The following is a 20,016-nucleotide window of genomic DNA, read 5'->3' as shown; positions in this document are numbered from 1 at the left end:
GCCATTAATTTTGAATTAAAACTTGGCACCCAACCAAATCCACAGTTTTTCAGCATCCACTTTATTGCTGCCGCTATCCCCAGCAGAATAATTGGCATACTTCACTCCCAGCGAGTAGCGCTTGGCGAAGGGCATAACAAACTGAAAACCAATCTCGCGGCCAAGATCATCGACGCTCCGCGAACCATTTGAGTCACTAACATCATCAGCAGAAAAATCGTGACAAGCGATCAACCATTTGCCGTCACCAGCCATGCCTGATAGCGATAGAAAACGATCTTCCAATCCTTGATTGGGCGTCCTCAGGAACGGGTCCGTCCACCCATTGAATTTATGCAAAGTAGCCAAAGGTGTCGAAAAGCCATAACGTCCCTGGTCCGAACCAAGCAACTCGTACCCCAATTTGGCGGTGAGGCCAGAAACCGTTGCGCCCAACTCCAACAAAGCGTAATCAGCATCGAAGCTCTGGCTGCCATTTTTGTTGTTTTGATGGGCAAATTCAGCCGAATACAAAATGCTCCATGAATCGATCTTTCGCTTACCGGTGAAGCGCATGCCATAACTGTCCAAGCTGTTCGGAAAATCTGAATCTACTTCAAGCAAATAGGCATAAGCGCTCAGGGTTCCAACGGAGGAGTTATACGCGACGTTGAACAGTTGATCTTGTGAGTTGATGTCTTTCTCATTGGAAAAGATTCGATTACGTTTGCCAATATAGGCATAGTTCACTGCCAGATTTTGGATTCCAGTATAAGAAACACTCACAGCATCAAAGGTTTGTCGATCCTGCCGAAAGCCAACGTGCCCCACAAAACGATGACTATCGTACGCCAGCACTTGTCGCCCCACTTTAGCGACCAGGCTCTTTGATTTGTATTGCACCAAAGCTTGGTCTACCTCGGTCGTTTCCGGATCAGCAATGACTGAATAGCGAGTGTTTTCGCCCAGAGTATTGTTGTATTCATTCAGGCCCAGAAGTTGTCTGGAATCTTCGATATCAATCAGAACGGAAAAACCTTCCATTGTTTTCGTCGTAACATTGAGTCGAGTTCTTAAGGTCAAAGCATCGGCATCCAACAAGTCATTGTCTTGATCGACGTGTTCATAACGCAAACGCAGGTCGACTTTTGCCTCAAGAACGTTATGGGCATACGCTTTACTTGCCAATAAACTGATCACAGTCATCAGCGTCATGGGCCACCGAAGGTTGTCGAGTATCTTCATGGTTTACCTCAAATTGAAAACGTCAGGAAGCACTGCTTAACGCGGCTTTATTTTCTTTCGGCACTTTGATCGGTTCTATTTTTCGCTGCTTTTCATACAGGAACGTCAATACGGCTGATCTCAAGCGGTTGTACTCCTTGTCTTCAGCCAACGACAGTCGGCTGCGTGGCCGCTCTAGATTCACATCGAGAATTTCACCAACGGTTGCCGCTGGGCCATTGCTCATCATGACAATACGATCCGAAAGCAATACTGCCTCATCAACATCATGGGTAATCATGATGACGGTATTATTCAGCTCATCCTGGATTTCCATCAGAGAATCTTGCATGTGAGCGCGGGTCAATGCATCGAGTGCTCCGAAAGGCTCATCCATCAACAAGACCTGAGGCTGCATGGCTAAGGCTCTCGCGATCCCTACCCGCTGCTTCATGCCTCCAGATATTTCATCGGGGCGTTTATGCATAGCGTGATCCATATGAACCAAGCGAAGGTTGTGCTCAATCCAATCAACCATTTCAGCCTTACCCATCGTATTTGAAAACACCTGCTTTACAGCCAACTCAACGTTTTGGTACGCCGTTAGCCACGGCAGCAAGGAATGATTCTGAAAAACAACCGCTCGTTCTGGCCCCGGTGCATTGACTTCTTTGTTATCGAGTATCACACCGCCCAGCGTTGCCTTATAGAGACCTGCCACAACATTTAACACTGTTGATTTACCACAACCCGAGTGACCGATCAGGGAAATGAACTCGCCCTTTTCAATTTTCAAATTAACTGACTTGAGTGCAGTAAAGTTTCCCGTTGGGGTCGGGAAAACCATATCGATATTACTGATGTCAAGAAACGCTGGCATTATCTAAGCTCCACAGTTTTATCCCAGGACAAAAGACGTTGCAGCTGCAACATGCTTCTGTCCAAAATGAATCCAATCAACCCAATCACCAAAACAGCCGTCATGATTCGACTTAAGGATTGCGAGCTGCCATTTTGAAACTCGTCCCAAACAAATTTCCCGAGACCTGGGTTTTGAGCGAGCATCTCTGCAGCAATGAGCACCATCCAGGCAATGCCCAGTGACATACGCATGCCGGTAAAGATGGCGGGAATAGATGCTGGCAATACAATTTTTTTAACATGTTGCAACGCTGGAAGACGGAGTACTTTGCTGACATTCACCCAATCTTTGTTCAGTGACGCTACACCTACCGACGTGTTGATCACCATTGGCCATATACAACAGAGCGTGACCGTGACCAGGGAATTAATAAATGACTTGGCAAACATCGGATCCGGAGTGACGTAGACCGCGCTTACCACGATAGTGACCAAGGGCAGCCAGGCCAAAGGTGAAACCGGTTTAAAAATCTGGATGATCGGATTGATTGCCGTATTGAGTTTCTTGCTCAAACCAATAGCTATACCCAGTGGAATGGCAAGCAATACCGCCAGCAGAAAGCCGCTCATTACCGTCAACAAACTGGTGACAATTTGATCCCAAAAGGTTTCCTTCCCGGTATACGCACGAATTTTGGGCTGATAACGAGGGTCTTCTGCCAGGCGTTTTTCATTACGAGCCTCTTGACGCTGGTAGAACGCCGCCTCTTTTTCTCTTTCTACTCGATGCTCTCGGTAAAGATTCTGAACTTGTTCAAATACAGCCTGAGGACCCGGAAATTTCCCCAGCGACGTATTAATACTGCTCGCCGCGAATGACCACAGTATAAGAAAAGCCACAATGCCCAAGCTGGGCAACAACATGCCCTTGAAAACACTCTGCACACCGCGGACGATATTCTGAGTTGAGAAACTGTCGACACGTGCAAAAGCCAATTGACGCTTAACGGTACTCATCATTTAAACCTCTCTCTGCCTGATAACGCCCGAGCTCGCTGATCGCCTCATATGGTTTCACCCTGCTTAAGGCCGATAGAGAACTTATTCAAATAATCATTAGGCGTGCGTCCGTCATAAACAATGTTGTCAATGAAGTGAGTTTGCTCAGGCCGAAAACCGGTTTCGTTGTTGAAATCCGGAAAATCGGAGGCATTCATTACCTTTTCGGCAATCAAGGATTCAGCCGCTTTTCGATAGAGATCCGGGCGATATACTTTTCGTGCAATATCCTTATACCAACTGTCCGGCTTGTCCTCGCTGATTTGTCCCCAGCGACGCATCTGGGTTAGGTACCAAATCGCATCGGAATAGTAGGGATACGTGGCGTGGTATCGAAAAAAGACATTGAAGTCGGGCACAGATCGCTTGTCACCCTTTTCATACTCAAAGGTCCCCGTCATGCTGTTCGCAATCACCTTGTAATCAGCGCCCACATAATTGGTTTGTGCGAGGATTTTCACAGCTTCCGGCCGATTGGCATTGTTATTGTCATCCAACCATTTGGCTGCACGAATCAATGCACGAGTCAGTCGTACCGTTGTATTGGGATACTTTTTGGCAAAAGCTTCGGTAATACCAAATACTTTTTCCGGATTATTTTTCCAGATCTCGTAGTCCGTCACGACAGGCACACCAATGTTTTTGAATACCGCCTGTTGATTCCAAGGCTCACCAACACAGTAACCGTGAATGGTTCCGGCTTCCAATGTGGCCGGCATTTGCGGAGGTGGTGTCACCGAAAGCAATACGTCTGCGTTGATTTGCCCAGAGGTATCGCCTTTGTGGGGAGCATAGAACCCGGGGTGAATACCACCCGCAGCCAACCAGTAGCGCAGCTCATAATTGTGCGTCGAAACCGGGAATACCATGCCCATATTGAAAGGCTTTCCAGATTCAATAAACTTATCAACGACCGGTTTCAGTGCCTCGGCTTTAATCGGGTGCACTGGGAGGCCATTGTCCATCTTGGGAAGATTCGGTTTCATCTGCGCCCAGATATCATTGGAAACCGTAATGCCATTACCATTCAAATCCATTGAAAATGGGGTAATGATCTTAGCTTTGGTTCCATAACCGATCGTCGCGGCAATCGGTTGGCCAGCTAACATATGCGCCCCATCAAGACGACCATCGATCACACCGTCCAACAGCACTTTCCAATTGGCCTGCGCCTCAACCGTAACGTAGAGCCCTTCATCTTCGAAGAACCCCTTTTCATAAGCGATGGCGATTGGTGCCATATCCGTTAATTTAATAAAGCCCAGACGCAGCTCTTCTTTCTCTGGGTATCCAAGCTTTTCTGCCAGCGCACCCACAGTGACTAAGCATAAGCCAGTGAGTAATGTAACCCGCTCTACGAAACGACCGAGCCTTCTATTCAACATAGTTTTTCTCCAAAAAAAAGCCCATCGCCACTGAAGAAACACAGTGGACGATGGGCTTCGATGCCGACAAATAATTAACTGATGAATGCACTACGCCGTTGTAGTTTATAGCCCCTACTGATCACAGCATACGCCAGCAATCCGTCTATGGTTTGTGAGGTTTGTCGAAACGCAAAATGCCTTTCTTTCACTCTCGCAGTGAATACAAACGCTCAGGGACGCAATGGACAATGCAAAGGTGGTGCCAACTTGAATTGGCCTTGTTCACAGCGGTTTAGGGAAATAGATCGCCACACCGTGAACCAAGCAGGTGCACTAACGCACAATAATCATCCATATCATCCAATATCAGCTCTCCAATAGAGAAGCCATGGAGAGAATATTCTTGGCGACCTCCTCTATCTTCTGACCGTTATCCATCGCCGCCTTGCGAATTCGGTGATACGCTTCTTTTTCTGTCAGCTGCTTGGTGTCCATAAGCCAGCGCTTGGCGCGGTCAATATTTTTCTGATTACCCAATTGCTCCTGCGCTTCCTTCAATTCACTCTTAATCGATTGATAATCCTCGAATCGTGCCAACGCTACCTTTATTACCGACTTAAGTCTCTCAGCATCTACCTCTCCAATCACATAGGCACTAACACCTGACTTAAGTATGGGCGTAATAGTTTCGTCGTCGCTTTTTTCGGAAAAGACAATCACCGGTTTGGGTTTATGTTTTGAGATCAAATTAAGACACTCAATCAACTCTCGACTGGGCATTTCAGTTCCCATCAGAATCAGATCAGGGTTAATTCGGCTGACCTCTCGTAAAATGGAAACACTCTCGCTCGACATATAAATGACCTCACAGGAGAATTCCTTGAGCACTTCTTGTGCAAGCATCGCTCTTGTCTGATCACTGTCGATCAGCAGTACCCGGATCATTTTGTCACTGGACATCGGTTTCACTCGTCTTGAATTGCGGATTCTAAGCAACTACAAAGCAAACTCTATTCCAAGTAAAAGGTGGACAACGTAATAGAAACTGCACCGCTTTCGGGCAGGCATAGGTCTCATGCTCTAACGTGGGCCACTCAGAGTGAAAGGCGTTGTCCGCTCAGCGTCGCAAAACTCAGAGCAGTGAGACCAACAGATGATTCAGATTTTCGATTGAAGAAAGGTCTTAAGACGTTCTTGAATGAGATAATGCCAGCCAGCGAGACCATGCTCATATGAGAAGAGCTCATCACCCGTTATGGTTTCGTGGCCACAGTGAGTAAACAGAAGACGCGTTTTACCCTGCTCCTCTGTCAACAACCAGCTGACAGAGGAATCGCCAGGAAAGTGTTTATACCGCCACTGATATACAAGCTTAGTAAAGGGAATGACTTCCAACACCTTCCAGTGATGCACAAAGTCTTTCCCCTCGACAGATACCGTAAATTCGGTTTCGAAGTTTACGGAGGGCTGAAAACTCTGAATTTCGGCAAACAGCCATTGCTGCATATTTTCTTGTTGAGTGATCGCCGCCCACAAGGTTTCAAGCTTAGTGTCGAACAACTGCTCAACAACGATAGGATTCGTGTTCACAATAGGTGCTCAGTTTAGGCACAGCGATCATGAAAAGCATCAATGGTTTCACCACTGGGCGCAGCAAAAGGTTGCTTAAACGTGAAGGCCGCGTAACTCGGGCCGTTGCACTTGAGTAATTCCAAGCGAATTTTGGCCTCTTCCGGCGTGGGGCGTCTGCCCGCCTCTACCCACCACAGAACCATATAGAAATCGATTTTATCGAACCATTCTTTGCGGCGACGCATAATGTCGCGATGGTCCTGATTGCGATAGACAAAATTCACCAATGACTGAACATTCGACCATACCGACATATTCAAGGCAATGTTGGGGTCATCAAAAGCCTGCACATCCAAGGCATCATTACCATCACCCGTAAAACGCCAGATAAACCCATCCTGGGACTCAGCCACCGCATTGACGCGATCCAGATTGTTGACAAAATCCGCATTCGCCGGATGCTCCTGCGGCAGTCGAAATTTCGCGATATTGGCTTGGGCTAATTCAAACTTCATTTTGCGCTCCTGTATTAATAAGGCAAAGCAGCTCAAACAGACTCTGGTTCGCCTCTGACTAATCCGTTAACAAACTCTCATTGTCAATCCGTTTACCGGCTGTTTTCCGTCGAACCGTAATAATGGCAGCGGCCACAAAAAGTTGCAGACCACCATAAAGCAACAAAGCCAACAGCACCATGTCTCCGATCGGATCGACTTGGCCCAGTACGGCAGGAAACAATAGGGCTTTCAGCATCAAACCCAAATTAATGTTACGCACCACCACTTCCATATCAACGGCTGTGGCGTCGGCGTGGGATAAACTGAGTACGCCCCAGGAAATCAACCAACTCACCAGCGCCAGCACCGCGATAAACAACACAATCAAGGCGACATTGCCAAGCCCAAACACTTCCAGATCCAATCGACCTGAAGCCGAAGCGCCCACAACAATCATAAGCAGGCCAAACATTGAGGTGCGAATGGCCCATTTCGAGAACAATTCGGCGGTGCCTGGGAAAAATCGCAAATACAACATACCAAGGGCCAGCGGTAACAACAGAGTCAGCGTGATCTCTTTCATGATATGCCCCTTAGGCATCACAAAATCCGCAGGCATATAGTTTTCAATCAGCAAATCGAGAATAAAAGGTGTTGTAAACAAGCAGGCCAAGGTCGTCACTGCGGTAATCGCCACAGACAAGGCAATATTTCCACGGGCAAAGTGAGTAAAGATATTCGAGGTTGAACCGCCCGGCACCGATGCAATCAGAGCCAAACCCACGGCCACGCCCCCCGCCAGACCAAACAGGCTGATAAAAGCATAGGCGACCAGCGGGACGATAATAATTTGAATCGCCGTACCACTCGATACTGCCTTGGGCTCCAGCAGCAATTCCTTAAAGTCTTTAGGGGTTAAGGTTGCACCCATACCAATCATGGCGGTTACGAGCTGAAATACTGAAAACCAGTATTCATGTTGAACATAGAAAGTTCCCACGGCACTACCTGTATCTATTATTATGCTGCTGTATTACTTGTCGGCTTATTATCGATGCCACAGTAGTGCAATGAAAGTTTTGTTTAGTTAAGACGTGGCTCCCCCGTGTAGCTGGCGATCAGGAAGGACAATGCCAGCAAAGATACCAGCCCCACAATAGAGACCAAACACTGCGTCAGCTGAGATGCCCGCTCCTGATCATTGATCCCCTGCTCAGGCCAGCGCTTGAGACTGAACAATCGGCAGATGGGCCAACCGACATACCACCCGATGGTTTCGAAGCAAAGTTCATACATCAACCCTATGACCATTCGAACAAGCAAACCCAATAACCGCAAAACATCCTTAAACAAAACTTCAATCAGATCAATCATCCAACAAGTCCTTTGAGTCTCTAAAGCGGGGCCAGTTCGGGACAGGGTCGCACCTACGTCCTCGTGGCGCCTTCGTGCACATAGGAAATGGCCCCCAAACCTGAGACACTCATTCGGGGCAAACAAACTGGTAGATATCGCGATACAAGCCGTCCGGGAATTCAGAGCGGCGAACTTTTTGTCCCCCCAGACGCTCAACTAAGTTGCGGGCCGCTGTGTTTTCATCGTTCATATAGGTTTCAACACAGTCCCAATGCCACTGATCAAACGCGTGTCGAATGGCCGCAATAGAAGCTTCCCGGGCAAACCCTTTTCCCCTGGCATCGGGCAATAGCCACCAGGTCAACTCTCTGGGCCAATCTTTGCCTTTCCAAAAGCCACAGGTTCCAATACTATCGCCCGTCTCTTTTTCTTGGACAATCCACACCCCAAAACCCATTAAATACCATGAACCAAGATCCGCCTTTAACCGAGCCCAGATTTGCTCCCGGGAAAGGGGTCCACCGTACATATTTGACGCCTCTGCATCGCCATAAAATGCCTCATAAACAGGAAAGTTATCAGCGGTAGGCGAAAGTAGTTTTAGCCGTTCGGTTTCAACCGTTGAAATCATAAATCGAGTTCTCTTAAGGTAATGTAATGGCTATAAGACGGTACGAGGGCTCATTTTGTAACGTGAGTCTCCCAATCATTCAGCAACGCTTGAAGTTCCAGGACCACCTCTGGGTGTCGGTAGAACAGATTGGTTCTTTCTCCCATATCTTTTTCCACATCAAAAAGCATTTGGGTATGACCATCCACAACGTATTTCCAAGCCCCCTTTCTCACCGCACGCATTGCTTTATTCTTCCAGAAAAACGCCCGATCGTCAGACGACGGATTAGGGTCGATAAAACTCATCCCATCGGTCATCGATACTCGCGCAGTATTGCCGGATACATCGAGAATCGTGGCAGATATATCCATAATAATACTCGGTGTGGAGATCAGGCGCCCCGCCCTGAGCTTGCCCGGCCACCGGGCAATCAAGGGGACACGAATACCTCCCTCCCACAAAGTATCAAAACCATGAAACAAAGGACCTGAGTTCACGAGGTGTCGGCCACCGTGATCATAGGTAAAGATCACCAAGGTCTCAGCCTCCTGATCTTCAGCCGCCAAAGCATTCAAGACTTTCGCGATGCCTTCGTCCATTCGCTCTACCATCGCGACATAATCCGAACGCCGGGCCTTCGCGGCGTCCCACCCGGATTGCCAATGTGATTGGGGTAAATCCGGCTTTTGGTAGGGTGGTAAACCAGCACTGTAAGAAAGGTATAAAAAGAAAGGCTTTTGGGCCGGCTGCTTGATGAATTGAACCGCTTCTCGCGTCAGCACATCGCTTAGGTACCCACTTTCGGAAACCCGCTCGGCATTGCGATACAAACCCGGCTCACCTTGGGGCGTGTCGTGCGTGTGATGGTCCAGAGTCCAAGAATTGAACCCCAGAAAATAGTCAAAGCCATGATCATTGGGGTGGTAACCCGGTGACATGCCCAAATGCCACTTACCGATTAAGGCTGTTCGGTAAGCGCTCGCCTGAAGGGATTTCAAGACAATGTTTTTCTCCGCGGGCAGGCCATACCCTCGGTGCAAGGCCTTCGCAGGATACACACCACTCATCAGCGAGGCGCGGGCCGGAATACACTTGGGCGCCGAGCTGTAATGGTCACTGAAACGCACCCCTTCTGCCGCCAAACGATCCAATGAGGGCGTGTTGATATCGGACGCACCATAGGGACCGATATCCGAGTACCCCATATAGTCGGCCACAATAAGAACTATATTGGGCAGTGCTTCTGACTTGTTGGCCTGGGCGGTTCCCACTGTGGCCACCGAACAACAGAATAAAAACAGCGAGCACGCATATCGAGAAAAAAGCCGCCAATGGATTAAAATGGGAACACCGGAACGAGGTTTCATAATGTCGTCTATGTGGGATCTTCCGCGGTGCTGCCACTTTCCAACACTGTCCTTGGCAAACTCGCAGAGGAATGAATGAAGGCCGAAGCTTGCACTCTGAAACCGCAGGGTGCAACTGATACTCACCACAGCCCCATGCAACCGCCCCAATCTGTACTCAAAGTCAGAATTACCCGAAAACTTTTACCCTGACGCACATAAAAACCAATCATTGAATGACCCAGGCGACGTTTTGTGGTTAAATACCTCCATGCTCCTTTCGCCCTTGATGCTGATACGCTCCAGGGGCTTTTTCTTTTTTGCCTCCCTAAAATCTTATTATTCGTTAAAACTCCTGTATTTACTGGGGCCACAAGATATGCAAGCACTTACTATCATGACTGGTTTTTACGATTGAGGTTTCTCCCAGTCGTGCTAAAGTAGAGTCCCCCTAGTGAGTTAAGGATCGTTTTATGTCCCTGATCCAACTGCAGGAACCCACCACCCAACGTCCCGGGCAGTCCGTGTTTTTCAGTATTGGTTTTCGTCCATTCTTTGCCGTGGGCAGTCTGCTTGGCGCAGCCCTAATGATTGTGTGGGTATTTATTTATCGGGGACAGCTTCAATTGCCATTGGTCAATATGTTCAGTTGGCACGCCCATGAAATGATCTATGCTTACGGCATCGCCATCGTTGCAGGCTTCCTGTTAACGGCCGTCCGCAACTGGACCGGTTTGGATACCGCTCGCGGCCCATTGCTGATGGCACTCGTTTTGTTATGGTTCCTGCCTCGGCCTCTGGCCATTATGCTGCCCCCCTCGCTGTACCTGAGCGTGCTGGATCTGGCCTTTATTCCTTGCCTGGCCCTCTGCCTGGCAATACCTATGATCAAAAGCCGTAACTGGCGGAACCTGCTGTTTATTCCCATTTTGCTGGCGTTCTTTGTCTGTAATCTTTTGTATCACTTGGCGATCCACCAACAATTGGCCCTAGCTCCAAGTCAGCCTTTGCTGTTTGCTTTGGAGCTGCTTTTGATGCTGATCACCATCATTGGTGCACGAGTGATGCCCATGTTTACCCGCAACGGCACCCAGGGCGCCGTGCAACCAACCGGGTTTGCTCAACAGGCCCTCTGGCTTCTCGCAGCGGGTGCATCGCAACTTTTACTCGCCAACGTTATTGATGCCCTATTGCCGAAGGCCTTGTTGGCCCTGGCATTTTCACTACTGATTCTATACTCCTGGTGGGGCTGGCAAGGCAAGGCACTCTGGCGCAACCCAATGCTGTGGGTGCTGCACCTGGCCTATATTGGCATCGCCATCACTTACGTATTAAAAGCGGCGAGCTATTACGCGTTGGTTCCTGCCAGCCTGTGGATACACAGTGCAGGGGTATTATGCGTCGGACTGATGACAGTGGGTTTTATGGGACGAGTAAGTCTCGGCCACAGCGGTCGTTCCCTGCATTGCAGCCGGCTGATGTTAGCCAGTTATGTGTTCATGCTGGCGGCGGTTATCTTGCGCCTGGCGGCAGGATTGCACCCGACCATGCCACTGTGGGATTCCGCCGCACTTTGCTGGAGCCTCGCCTTACTTTGTTTTGCTGTAGAATTTATTCCTTATCTTGTCAGCCCGAGAGCCGATGGAAAAGCGCCATGAAAGCAACACCATCACTGGAAAAAAGAATCCGACGTTATGCCGAACCCAACCCGAATTGAATTGCATCGCCGAAGTCAGGAACTGGAAATCTGTTTTCCCGAGGCGAGCTACCGCCTGAGTGCAGAATTTCTGCGTGTGCATTCTCCCTCTGCAGAAGTCAAAGGTCACGGCCCAGGCCAAGAGGTTTTGCAACACGGCAAACAACAGGTTGGCATTCAAACTCTGGAGCCCAATGGCCACTATGCCATTCGCATCTTGTTTGACGACGGTCATGATTCCGGCATTTACAGCTGGACTTACCTTGAAGATTTAGGCCGCAACCAAGAATCTCTCTGGCAGGATTATCTGCAAAAACTGAATGATGCCGGTCTCAGCCGCGATCCGGACACCCAGATTATTCGCCTCGGATAATAAATAAGTACTAATGTTGAAATAAAAGCGCCATAACATTTACCCCAACAGGGGCAGACGACAGAAAAATAACCTTACTTAACCCAAGTCCATGGGCAAACACTCTACAATGGCGCGGTTTTCGGGTTGGTCGATAGTGGCAGCTTATTAGGCACCGAAAGGGGAAGAGGTTGCATGGCACAAAAGCGCCTGCTTTTCGTGTTTACTTCGACGACACACTTGTCGCCAGCCCTTGATTCAGCATACTCAGCACAGACGCAACACCCTGCTCTATATTCGAATGTTAATTAGCTGCACAACCCGCTTTATTTTTTTGGAGACAGTTATGAGATTTATTCGCCTTTTATTGCAACACAACACCCTCCCCATCAAGCGCAGCGGGATTGCCTTGGCCGCCCTGGCATTCATCGTCGGCTGCAGTGAAAAAGTCGACAGGCAGGAGCCAGTGCCACCCAAAGCAATCAAGTATTTTAGTGTCGGAGAGGAATCCAGCGGCAGCGTACGAAAGGTCACTGGCATTGTCGAACCTTCCGATAAAACCGATTTGAGTTTCCGAGTCGACGGCAAAGTGTCCAATGTTCTGGTTAAGCAAGGTGATCTGGTCAGCAAGGACCAGGTGCTCGCAGAATTGGACCCTAAAGACTACCGCACGTCATTGAGCTCCGCTCAAGCTCAGCTGAATCAGGCCCGCGCTGAGCAACAAAACAGCACCGCCGAATTAAAAAGAAATATGCAATTGTTCGCGAAGAGGCTGGTCGCTCAAGCCACCATCGATAAACTGCAGGCCGCTGCAGACTCAGCCAACAGTCAAGTTAAAGTCGCCGAAGATCGCGTACAAGATGCACGCCGCAAACTGGAACGCACCAAACTTCGAGCGCCCTTCGCTGGTACGATTAACACCCGCACACTCGAACCTTTCCAAAGTGTTCAATCCGGCAGCACCGTATTTCAGTTGCAAGGCGACACCGGCTTCAAAATCAAAGTGCCCGCCGCTGAAAGCATGATGCCTTATATTGAATACGGCCAACTGGTCAGTGCCGATTTCCCCGCCGTACAGGGTCTTAACCTGGAAGGCCAAGTGTCCAGTATCGGCTCACAAGTAGAAGCTGGCAGCTCTTTTCCTGTAAAAATTCAACTCGATGGCGACACCACCGCGATTCGCGCTGGCATGACCGCAAACGTCACCTTTTCTTTCCGCCCTGAAAGCCAGGACGCACCGATTTACATGATTCCCGTTGCGGCGCTGTCGGAAAGCAATATACACAAGGACGACAACCGTTTTGCCGGTGTATTGCTGTTCAACCCAACCACATCCAAATTGGAAAAACGTGAGGTTGAACTTGGTGATTTGCGCGACAACAGCGTTGAAGTTCTCAATGGATTGCAACAAGGTGACAAGATCGCTTCCGCAGGTCTGCCCTTTTTATTCGCAGGCCAGGAAGTCACCCTTTGGGAGCCCGAGTGGCGCCAAGAGCAATAAGAAAGCGAGGCGATCACTATGGATTTAATCACACGATTTGGCCTGGATAGGCAACGTTTTAGTCAGTTCATTCTAGCCGCTATTATTTTATTCGGTTTGTTTTTGTACTCAAGTTTTCCCAGCCGAGAAGAACCCCAAATTATCATTCGCGTCGCTTCGGTTGTCGCAAACTTTGAAGGCATGTCACCTTCACGAATGGAAAACCTGATCGTCAAGCCTATCGAAAAGAAAATCAAGGAACTCGAAGAGGTTAAAGACATTACGGTAAGCATTCGCACAGGCGAAGCTATCATCAATGTTACCGTGCACGACCGCTATACGGATGTCGCGCCCATTTGGCAAAAGCTGCGCAATAAAATGAAAGACATTGCCGGCCGTTTACCCGAGGGCACTCAGGGCCCATTCGTGAACGATGATTACGGCCGCGTAGCGCCAATCACCCTGGCATTGACCGGCGATGATTACAGTCATGCCGAATTGCGCGAAGTTGCCCGTCGACTGCAAGATGAGTTCAATGCCCTCCCCTTGGTTGCACGCGTCAGCTTGCATGGTATTCAGGAAGAACGCATCTGGCTGAATTTTAACGAAGCCAAACTGCTTCAGAATCAATTGCAAAGTAGTCAAATCACCAACGAATTGAAAAATCAAAATGTGATATTGCCAGCCGGTATTATTGAGGCCGATGGCGACCGCTTTGTTATTGAACCTACCGGCACCTATCAAAGTGTTGAAGAAATTAAAAACACCTTGGTTAAACTGCCCAACAGTGAAAACATGGTGTATCTGCGGGACTTGGTAGATGTTGAACGCGGATACCAGGATCCGCCGGCCTCACCGGTAACGTTTAACGGCCAAACCGCTGTTATCTTGGGAATTTCCCAGATTCCCAACACCGCCATTGCGGAGTTTGCCCGACAGGTAGATCAACTGGCTGATCAACAGCGACAGATTTTACCCGTCGGCTTGGAACTGAAACGCGTCAACTATCAGCCTGCGGTAGTGGACAAGCAAATCAGTGAAGCCCTGAGCAATCTATTTCAAACCGTTCTGGTTGTACTGGCGGTGGTCATGGTTTTCCTCGGCCTACGCCTTGGTTTGCTGGTGGGCAGTTTAGTGCCACTGACGATTCTCCTAAGTTTAATCGGCATGAACGCCTGGGGTGTAGAGCTTCAAATCGTGTCGATCGCAGCCATTATTATTGCGCTGGGTTTGTTGGTGGATAACGGCATTGTCATGGCAGAAGATATTAAGCGTCGCATCGACGATGGGGAAACCATGTACGATGCCGCGGTCGACGCCGCCAAAAGCTTGTCGATTCCCCTGCTGAGTTCGTCTTTAACCACCATTCTGGCTTTCATGCCGCTAATGTTGGCGGATAACCAAGCGGGTGAATACATCAGTTCACTCAGCCAGGTAATCATTCTCGCCTTGTTGTCATCCTGGTTCCTGAGTGTGTACGCCCTGCCGATGCTGTACGCCAAATTTGTCGGCGACAAAAAGGCGGCCAAACCCTCAGGCCTGGATGCCATGGTGAGTGGTGTAGTCACTCGTTTGCAAGCTGGCTACAGCGTTTTACTAAAAGGTATTTTGCAATTTCGAAAAATGTTCCTGCTGGCGATGCTGGGATTATTTGCTTTGTCCGTATTCGCGATGGCCTTTATCCCGAAGGAATTTTTCCCACCAAGCTCCAGTAACCAGTTCGTTGTTTATTTGGACTTGCCAGCTGGCACCGACATCCGTAAGACCCAGGAAGTCACTCAGATATTCAGCGACTGGCTGGCCGACAAGGAACACAATCCCGAACTGGTTTCGGCAACAGCCTATATTGGCGATGGCGGTCCGCGTTTTATTCAGTCATTGTCTCCACCGGATCCGGCTCCCAACGCGGCCTTTTTTGTAGTCACGGCCAAGGACGCCAACGGCATTGACGAGATTGCGCGTCGCAGTCGTGACTTTGCGCTGACGCAACTGCCCGATGCACGAGCCCGAATTGAAAAACTCGGCGTAGGCGGCGGCGGTGGTAAGGGTCTTGCCCTGCGCTTGATCGGCCCGAACAAAGAAGTGCTACAGGACAAAGCCAACGAGCTGGTGGACAATCTGCGCCAGATTCCCGACATGAAAAGCATTCACAACGATTGGGAAAGCCCTGTGGCTAAAATCATCGTGAAGGTTGATCAGTCACGTGCACGGCGTGCAGGTCTGGACAGCAGCTTGATCGCCAATGCTCTGCAGGCACACTTCTCCGGCATGGACGTTAGTGATTATCGGGAAGGCGATAAAGTCATTCCTATTCGCATGCGCGCAGATCAGGATAAGCGAAGCAGTTTGGATTCTTTGCGCCAGATCACCATCATGTCGCCCACGAATCAAAGTTTTGTGCCATTGCTGCAAGTGGTGGAAATCGATGCGGTCATTGAGCCAAGTCAGATTCGCCGCCGTAATCTGGAGCGCACCATAGAGCTGAGCGCCAAACATCAAAGCTGGCCAGCTGCTACATTGTTGGAAAACATTCAGCCCATGCTGGACAATTTTGATCTGCCTCCTGGTCATCGACTGGAACTGGCCGGTGACGTCGCCGACAGCAACAGCGCGAATGCCGCACTGTTTGAATATATGCCAGCGTGTTTAATGGGCATTGTGATCTTACTGGTTCTGCAATTTAATTCCGCTCGCCGCCCGGCCGTCATTTTGCTCACCATTCCACTTTGTCTTATCGGGGCCAGCTTCGGCCTCTTGATCACCGGTGAAAGCTTTGGCTTTATGTGCATGCTCGGTCTGTTCAGCTTGGCTGGGATTATTATCAACAACGGGATTGTCTTGATTGAACGGATAGAAGAGGAGCGCGCCGAGAGAACGTCAATTCTGGATTCCATTCAAGCCGCGTGTGAGGCTCGAATGCGACCAATTTTGGTGACCACCTGCACCACTGCACTGGGCCTAATCCCCTTGATTCTCTTTGGTGGAAGCCTGTGGAGCGGCATGGGTATCGTAATTGCCTTCGGCATTGTCGTTGGCAGTTTGTTGACCCTGGGTTTCGTGCCGGCCTTGTACGCCGTATTGTTCAAAGCAGAGTACAAATCCTGAAGACACTCACACCGTGTTCAAGCAAAAGCTGAACACAGGCACACAAAAAAGGGCTCGTTAAGAGCCCTTTTTTAATTCACCTTGAAGGTGTGTAACCTAAAGCCCAGGCAAAGATTGCCCTGGCACCCAGGGGGCCCCCAATGATTGAAGTTCTTTTTCAAAGGCAGGGATGTCTTCCCCAATTAATGCATTCAACTCTCCGCGCACCTGCAACAACTCTTCTCTGGCCATATCCAGGCTGGATTGAATCGCCGGCGTTGGTCCATAAGTGGACTTAAACGTACCAATTTGCGCATGGAACAACCGGGTGAACACACTGACGTCATCACCCCAGGCACCGATCTGATTTTTGGCCGAATTGCCATTCAAGCGAGTATCCAATGCCAATAGTTGTGAACGCAATTTAGCAAACTTCGCATCATATTCACCCGGCGCAACCGAAGTGCGATCCAAAGACTCCTCCAACATGTTCAGGCGCTGCACGGCATTAGCCAATGCCTGAGCCGTTGCCGTCGACAAACGCTGGGCATCAGCCAGTGCTTTCCAGAACTCGGCCACTTTAACGCCATCAATGTCCTTCAGGGCCCCGCGCTTGTGCATTTGCACGACATCAAAAGGCTGTGCGGCTTGCAACTCACTCACTCGGCCATCAACTTCCTTACTCATGCTAACGGTGTACTGGCCCGGCGCAACCAATGGGCCTCTGGGCTCGGGCTCAAAGTAATCCCCCTGCAAACCAATGGCTTGTGGCGCAGGCCAGCGTAAATCCCAGGTAACGCGCTGCACACCTTTTTTGGCCTTCCCAGAAATCTTGCGGACAACCTTGCCCTCTTCATCACGAATGGTAAACCACAGTGTCGGTTTTTGCTGGCGCTCTTCCGCTTCAAGAGCCTTCCAAGAAGGCAAAGCAATTGGCTTTTTGTCTTTCTTCAGTGACTTCTCTTTGGCCTGACGAATTTCTTTCAGGCTTTTGATGTCGTCTTTGAGGTAGTAAGTGAAGGTAGCACCGAACTCCGGGTTCGGAGAACGGAAAGTGTTTTCACCTTGCGAGCCGATCGCGCCAACACCCAGAGGGGTTCTTTCGATGTACCAAAGTGCGTCTCGGGTTGGAAATAACAGGGACTCTTGCTCAAGCTTTTCTTCTGACAGATTCCTCAACGCACTGTAGTCATCAAGAACAAAAAAGCCTCGACCAAAACTGGCGCCGACCAAATCATTTTCGCGGCGTTGAATCGCCAGATCACGGAAGGAAATGGTTGGCACATTGCCTTTCAACTTCACCCATTTCTTACCGCTGTCGACCGTAAAGAACAAACCAAATTCAGTACCCGCAAAAAACAACTCAGGATCAACATGATCTTGCACGACCCGCCATACCAGATGCTTGGCAGGTAAGTCTCCCGCCATAGACTTCCAGGATTTGCCGCGATTAGTGCTCTTCAGCAAATACGGTTTGTAATCCCCATACTTGTGATTATCCAACGCGATGTACACCGTATCGGCATCAAACATATCAGCTTTGATATCGTTGACAAAAGCCGTTTTAGGTACACCGGGCAAACTGCCAACAGTCACCTTTCTCCAGGATTCGCCACCATTGTCACTGATCTGAATATGACCATCATCGGTTCCTGCATACAGCAGGCCTTCCAGCACAGGTGATTCCGACAAAGAGGTAATCGTGCTGAACTGAGACATCGCAAAGATATCCCAAGCACCATCCCACCCCTGCTTGCTTCCCATGATAGGTTGCTCAATCCGCTTCAGGTTTTGCGTAAGGTCTCCTGAAATCGCCGTCCATGTATCGCCACGGTCTTCGGAACGCCAAACTCTGTGCGACGCGAAATACAAACGACTTGGCTTATGTGGGCTGACCAGAATAGGCGCGTCCCAGTTGTAGCGTTCAGGGGCTTCACCTTTACCTGGTTGCGGCTTGATGTAAACCATTTCTCCTGTGGTTCGGTCGTAACGGGTCAGATTACCCTGCTGCCATTCAGCATAAACAATGTCTGGATTGCCTGGTTCGGTTGCAGGTTGATGGCCATCACCAAACAGAATCACTTCCCAATCAGAATTCAGAATTCCGTGAGCACTGTCCGTTCTCGAAGGACCACCTTGGGAATTATTATCCTGGGTGCCGCCATAGATATTGTAGAAAGGCGCATCATCATCTACCGCAACTTTGTAATATTGAGTAATCGGAAGATTGGCGTGATAACGCCAGTGATCACCCTTATCAAAGCTCTCGTAGATGCCCCCATCAGAACCCACCATCATGTAGTTTTTATCATTGGTGATAAATTCCATCGCATGATTGTCACTGTGCTTATGCTCTTCTTTCATCGCAGTGAACGTTTTACCGCCATCTTTCGATTCCTGCATGCGCACACCGGCTAAATAAATGTGGTCAAAATAATGGGGGCTGGCATACAGCTCTTGGTAGTAATGGGGCCCTGTGCCACCGGCAACAGCATCAGCGCCTTTCACCCAGGACGCACCTCGATCCTCTGAACGATAAACAGCTCCCTTGCGTCGATTCAACTCGATTGCAGCGTACACGACATCCGGGTCAATCGGCGAGATGGCTAAGCCAATTTTTCCCATTTCAACCTTGGGCAAGCCCTGCTCCAACTTTTGCCAGGTTTCACCGCCATCGTTCGATTTATGCAATCCAGAACCGGGGCCACCACCGTAGTAAGCGGCCACCGTGCGATGCCGCTGCCAGGTTGCAGCATACAAAACATCCGGATCGCGGGGATCGATCACCACATCCGTGACACCAACCCATTCATTGTCTCCTAGAACTTTTTTCCAAGACTTACCTCCATCTGTGGTTTTAAACAGGCCGCGCTCGCCACCTTTTTTCCACAACGGACCTTGAGCCGCCACCCATACGGTATTCGCATCTTTCGGGTGAACAATAATCTCGGAGATATGGCCAGAATCTTTCAGCCCCACATTCGTCCACTTGGCCCCACCATTGTGGCTGACATAAACGCCGTCACCAAAACTGATGTGGCGCCCGCCTACATTTTCTCCGCTGCCCACCCATACGGTATTGCTGTTGTTCGGATCCAATACCACCGCACCGATGGAATACACCGCCTGCTCATCGAAAACTGGTTTCCAGGTAACCCCCGAGTTTTTGGTTTTCCACACACCGCCGGAACCCACCCCAACGTACCAAACACTGGTATCTTTTGGATCAATGGCAATATCCGCAATTCGCCCCGACATAAAACCCGGTCCAATGTTTCTCAGTGATAATCCTTTAAAGGTCGCACTGGATAGCGGCGCATCATCTTCCTTTTCCTTCTCTGCCAGAACAGGCAAACTGATCAGTGCGCACAGAGTGCCCACCAACATGCCTTGCAAAGAGCGTGTAAGCCCTGACTTGTACATAGCGAATTCCTATTTATGAATGTTGGGAAACCAAAAACGTTATAACATAACACTATATTCAGTGATATATTGAGAGTCTACGGAAAAGATCGAAACCAATGCGGTGA

16 protein-coding genes are annotated in these 20,016 nt (G+C 49.4%); 4 read left to right on the top strand and 12 right to left on the bottom strand.

The genetic code is table 11. The annotated features are described in order from the left end of the window. Window positions 1-15: 15 nt before the first annotated feature. The 11 genes from ABWW03_RS05975 to ABWW03_RS05925 all read right to left on the bottom strand — a co-directional run bounded on the left by ABWW03_RS05975 (window position 16) and on the right by ABWW03_RS05925 (window position 9,799). On the bottom strand, window positions 16-1,224 hold the full coding sequence (locus ABWW03_RS05975; protein ID WP_353406991.1) for an alginate export family protein: 1,209 nt from the start codon (window positions 1,222-1,224) through the stop codon (window positions 16-18). A gap of 22 nt (window positions 1,225-1,246) precedes the next feature. After that, on the bottom strand, window positions 1,247-2,083 hold the full coding sequence (locus ABWW03_RS05970) for an ABC transporter ATP-binding protein (RefSeq protein WP_353406990.1): 837 nt from the start codon (window positions 2,081-2,083) through the stop codon (window positions 1,247-1,249). Beyond that, complete coding sequence (locus ABWW03_RS05965; protein WP_353406989.1) at window positions 2,083-3,084, bottom strand: ABC transporter permease; 1,002 nt, start codon at window positions 3,082-3,084, stop codon at window positions 2,083-2,085. The genes ABWW03_RS05970 and ABWW03_RS05965 overlap by 1 nt, the downstream gene beginning before the upstream one ends. Window positions 3,085-3,128: 44 nt before the next feature. After that, the gene (locus ABWW03_RS05960; RefSeq protein ID WP_353406988.1) at window positions 3,129-4,508 is read right to left on the bottom strand and encodes a CmpA/NrtA family ABC transporter substrate-binding protein; all 1,380 of its coding nucleotides are present in this window, start codon (window positions 4,506-4,508) and stop codon (window positions 3,129-3,131) included. Between the two features lie 348 nt (window positions 4,509-4,856). Then, entirely contained in the window at window positions 4,857-5,450 is a 594-nt protein-coding gene (locus ABWW03_RS05955; protein ID WP_353406986.1) for an ANTAR domain-containing response regulator, read from the bottom strand. A 198-nt stretch (window positions 5,451-5,648) separates the two neighbouring features. Continuing rightward, complete coding sequence (locus ABWW03_RS05950) at window positions 5,649-6,080, bottom strand: SRPBCC family protein (protein ID WP_353406984.1); 432 nt, start codon at window positions 6,078-6,080, stop codon at window positions 5,649-5,651. A 14-nt stretch (window positions 6,081-6,094) separates the two neighbouring features. Next, the gene (locus tag ABWW03_RS05945) at window positions 6,095-6,577 is read right to left on the bottom strand and encodes a DUF3291 domain-containing protein (protein ID WP_353406983.1); all 483 of its coding nucleotides are present in this window, start codon (window positions 6,575-6,577) and stop codon (window positions 6,095-6,097) included. Window positions 6,578-6,635: 58 nt separating this feature from the next. After that, window positions 6,636-7,559: a bile acid:sodium symporter family protein gene (locus tag ABWW03_RS05940; protein WP_353406981.1), complete on the bottom strand. Its 924-nt coding sequence runs from the start codon at window positions 7,557-7,559 to the stop codon at window positions 6,636-6,638. An 83-nt stretch (window positions 7,560-7,642) separates the two neighbouring features. Then, on the bottom strand, window positions 7,643-7,933 hold the full coding sequence (locus ABWW03_RS05935) for a hypothetical protein (protein ID WP_353406979.1): 291 nt from the start codon (window positions 7,931-7,933) through the stop codon (window positions 7,643-7,645). A 109-nt stretch (window positions 7,934-8,042) separates the two neighbouring features. After that, window positions 8,043-8,546: a GNAT family N-acetyltransferase gene (locus tag ABWW03_RS05930; protein ID WP_353406978.1), complete on the bottom strand. Its 504-nt coding sequence runs from the start codon at window positions 8,544-8,546 to the stop codon at window positions 8,043-8,045. 50 nt (window positions 8,547-8,596) lie between these two features. After that, a complete protein-coding gene (locus ABWW03_RS05925; protein WP_353406977.1) occupies window positions 8,597-9,799 on the bottom strand; it encodes a sulfatase-like hydrolase/transferase in 1,203 nt (400 codons plus the stop codon). A 548-nt stretch (window positions 9,800-10,347) separates the two neighbouring features. Here ABWW03_RS05925 and ABWW03_RS05920 point away from each other — a divergent pair. The 4 genes from ABWW03_RS05920 (at window position 10,348) to ABWW03_RS05905 (ending at window position 16,507) form a co-directional block, all read left to right on the top strand. Continuing rightward, on the top strand, window positions 10,348-11,532 hold the full coding sequence (locus ABWW03_RS05920; RefSeq protein WP_353406976.1) for an NnrS family protein: 1,185 nt from the start codon (window positions 10,348-10,350) through the stop codon (window positions 11,530-11,532). A 36-nt stretch (window positions 11,533-11,568) separates the two neighbouring features. After that, a complete protein-coding gene (locus ABWW03_RS05915; protein WP_353406975.1) occupies window positions 11,569-11,943 on the top strand; it encodes a DUF971 domain-containing protein in 375 nt (124 codons plus the stop codon). Window positions 11,944-12,268: 325 nt separating this feature from the next. Continuing rightward, window positions 12,269-13,423, top strand: a complete 1,155-nt coding sequence (locus tag ABWW03_RS05910) for an efflux RND transporter periplasmic adaptor subunit (protein ID WP_353406974.1) — start codon at window positions 12,269-12,271, stop codon at window positions 13,421-13,423. Between the two features lie 18 nt (window positions 13,424-13,441). Next, entirely contained in the window at window positions 13,442-16,507 is a 3,066-nt protein-coding gene (locus tag ABWW03_RS05905; RefSeq protein ID WP_353406973.1) for an efflux RND transporter permease subunit, read from the top strand. A gap of 96 nt (window positions 16,508-16,603) precedes the next feature. On the opposite strand, the gene ABWW03_RS05900 is transcribed toward ABWW03_RS05905, so the two are convergent. Next, window positions 16,604-19,909, bottom strand: coding sequence for a VPS10 domain-containing protein (locus ABWW03_RS05900; RefSeq protein ID WP_353406972.1), 3,306 nt, complete (start codon window positions 19,907-19,909; stop codon window positions 16,604-16,606). Between the last annotated feature and the right edge of the window lie 107 nt (window positions 19,910-20,016).

Origin of the sequence: Pseudoteredinibacter isoporae (assembly GCF_040372805.1) — a bacterium.
In the GTDB taxonomy this organism is placed as follows: Bacteria; Pseudomonadota; Gammaproteobacteria; order Pseudomonadales; family Cellvibrionaceae; genus Pseudoteredinibacter; species Pseudoteredinibacter isoporae_A.
Note: the sequence above shows the minus strand (reverse complement) of the source record. Positions and strands in the feature narration are given on the sequence as shown.

Excerpts from the sequence above, each read along its gene's own strand:
- ABWW03_RS05975 (WP_353406991.1), bottom strand. The coding sequence starts at position 1,224 with ATGAAGATACTCGACAACCTTCGGTGGCCCATGACGCTGATGACTGTG.
- ABWW03_RS05970 (WP_353406990.1), bottom strand. The coding sequence starts at position 2,083 with ATGCCAGCGTTTCTTGACATCAGTAATATCGATATGGTTTTCCCGACC.
- ABWW03_RS05965 (WP_353406989.1), bottom strand. The coding sequence starts at position 3,084 with ATGATGAGTACCGTTAAGCGTCAATTGGCTTTTGCACGTGTCGACAGT.
- ABWW03_RS05960 (WP_353406988.1), bottom strand. The coding sequence starts at position 4,508 with ATGTTGAATAGAAGGCTCGGTCGTTTCGTAGAGCGGGTTACATTACTC.
- ABWW03_RS05955 (WP_353406986.1), bottom strand. The coding sequence starts at position 5,450 with ATGTCCAGTGACAAAATGATCCGGGTACTGCTGATCGACAGTGATCAG.
- ABWW03_RS05945 (WP_353406983.1), bottom strand. The coding sequence starts at position 6,577 with ATGAAGTTTGAATTAGCCCAAGCCAATATCGCGAAATTTCGACTGCCG.
- ABWW03_RS05935 (WP_353406979.1), bottom strand. The coding sequence starts at position 7,933 with ATGATTGATCTGATTGAAGTTTTGTTTAAGGATGTTTTGCGGTTATTG.
- ABWW03_RS05930 (WP_353406978.1), bottom strand. The coding sequence starts at position 8,546 with ATGATTTCAACGGTTGAAACCGAACGGCTAAAACTACTTTCGCCTACC.
- ABWW03_RS05920 (WP_353406976.1), top strand. The coding sequence starts at position 10,348 with ATGTCCCTGATCCAACTGCAGGAACCCACCACCCAACGTCCCGGGCAG.
- ABWW03_RS05915 (WP_353406975.1), top strand. The coding sequence starts at position 11,569 with ATGCCGAACCCAACCCGAATTGAATTGCATCGCCGAAGTCAGGAACTG.
- ABWW03_RS05910 (WP_353406974.1), top strand. The coding sequence starts at position 12,269 with ATGAGATTTATTCGCCTTTTATTGCAACACAACACCCTCCCCATCAAG.
- ABWW03_RS05905 (WP_353406973.1), top strand. The coding sequence starts at position 13,442 with ATGGATTTAATCACACGATTTGGCCTGGATAGGCAACGTTTTAGTCAG.
- ABWW03_RS05900 (WP_353406972.1), bottom strand. The coding sequence starts at position 19,909 with ATGTACAAGTCAGGGCTTACACGCTCTTTGCAAGGCATGTTGGTGGGC.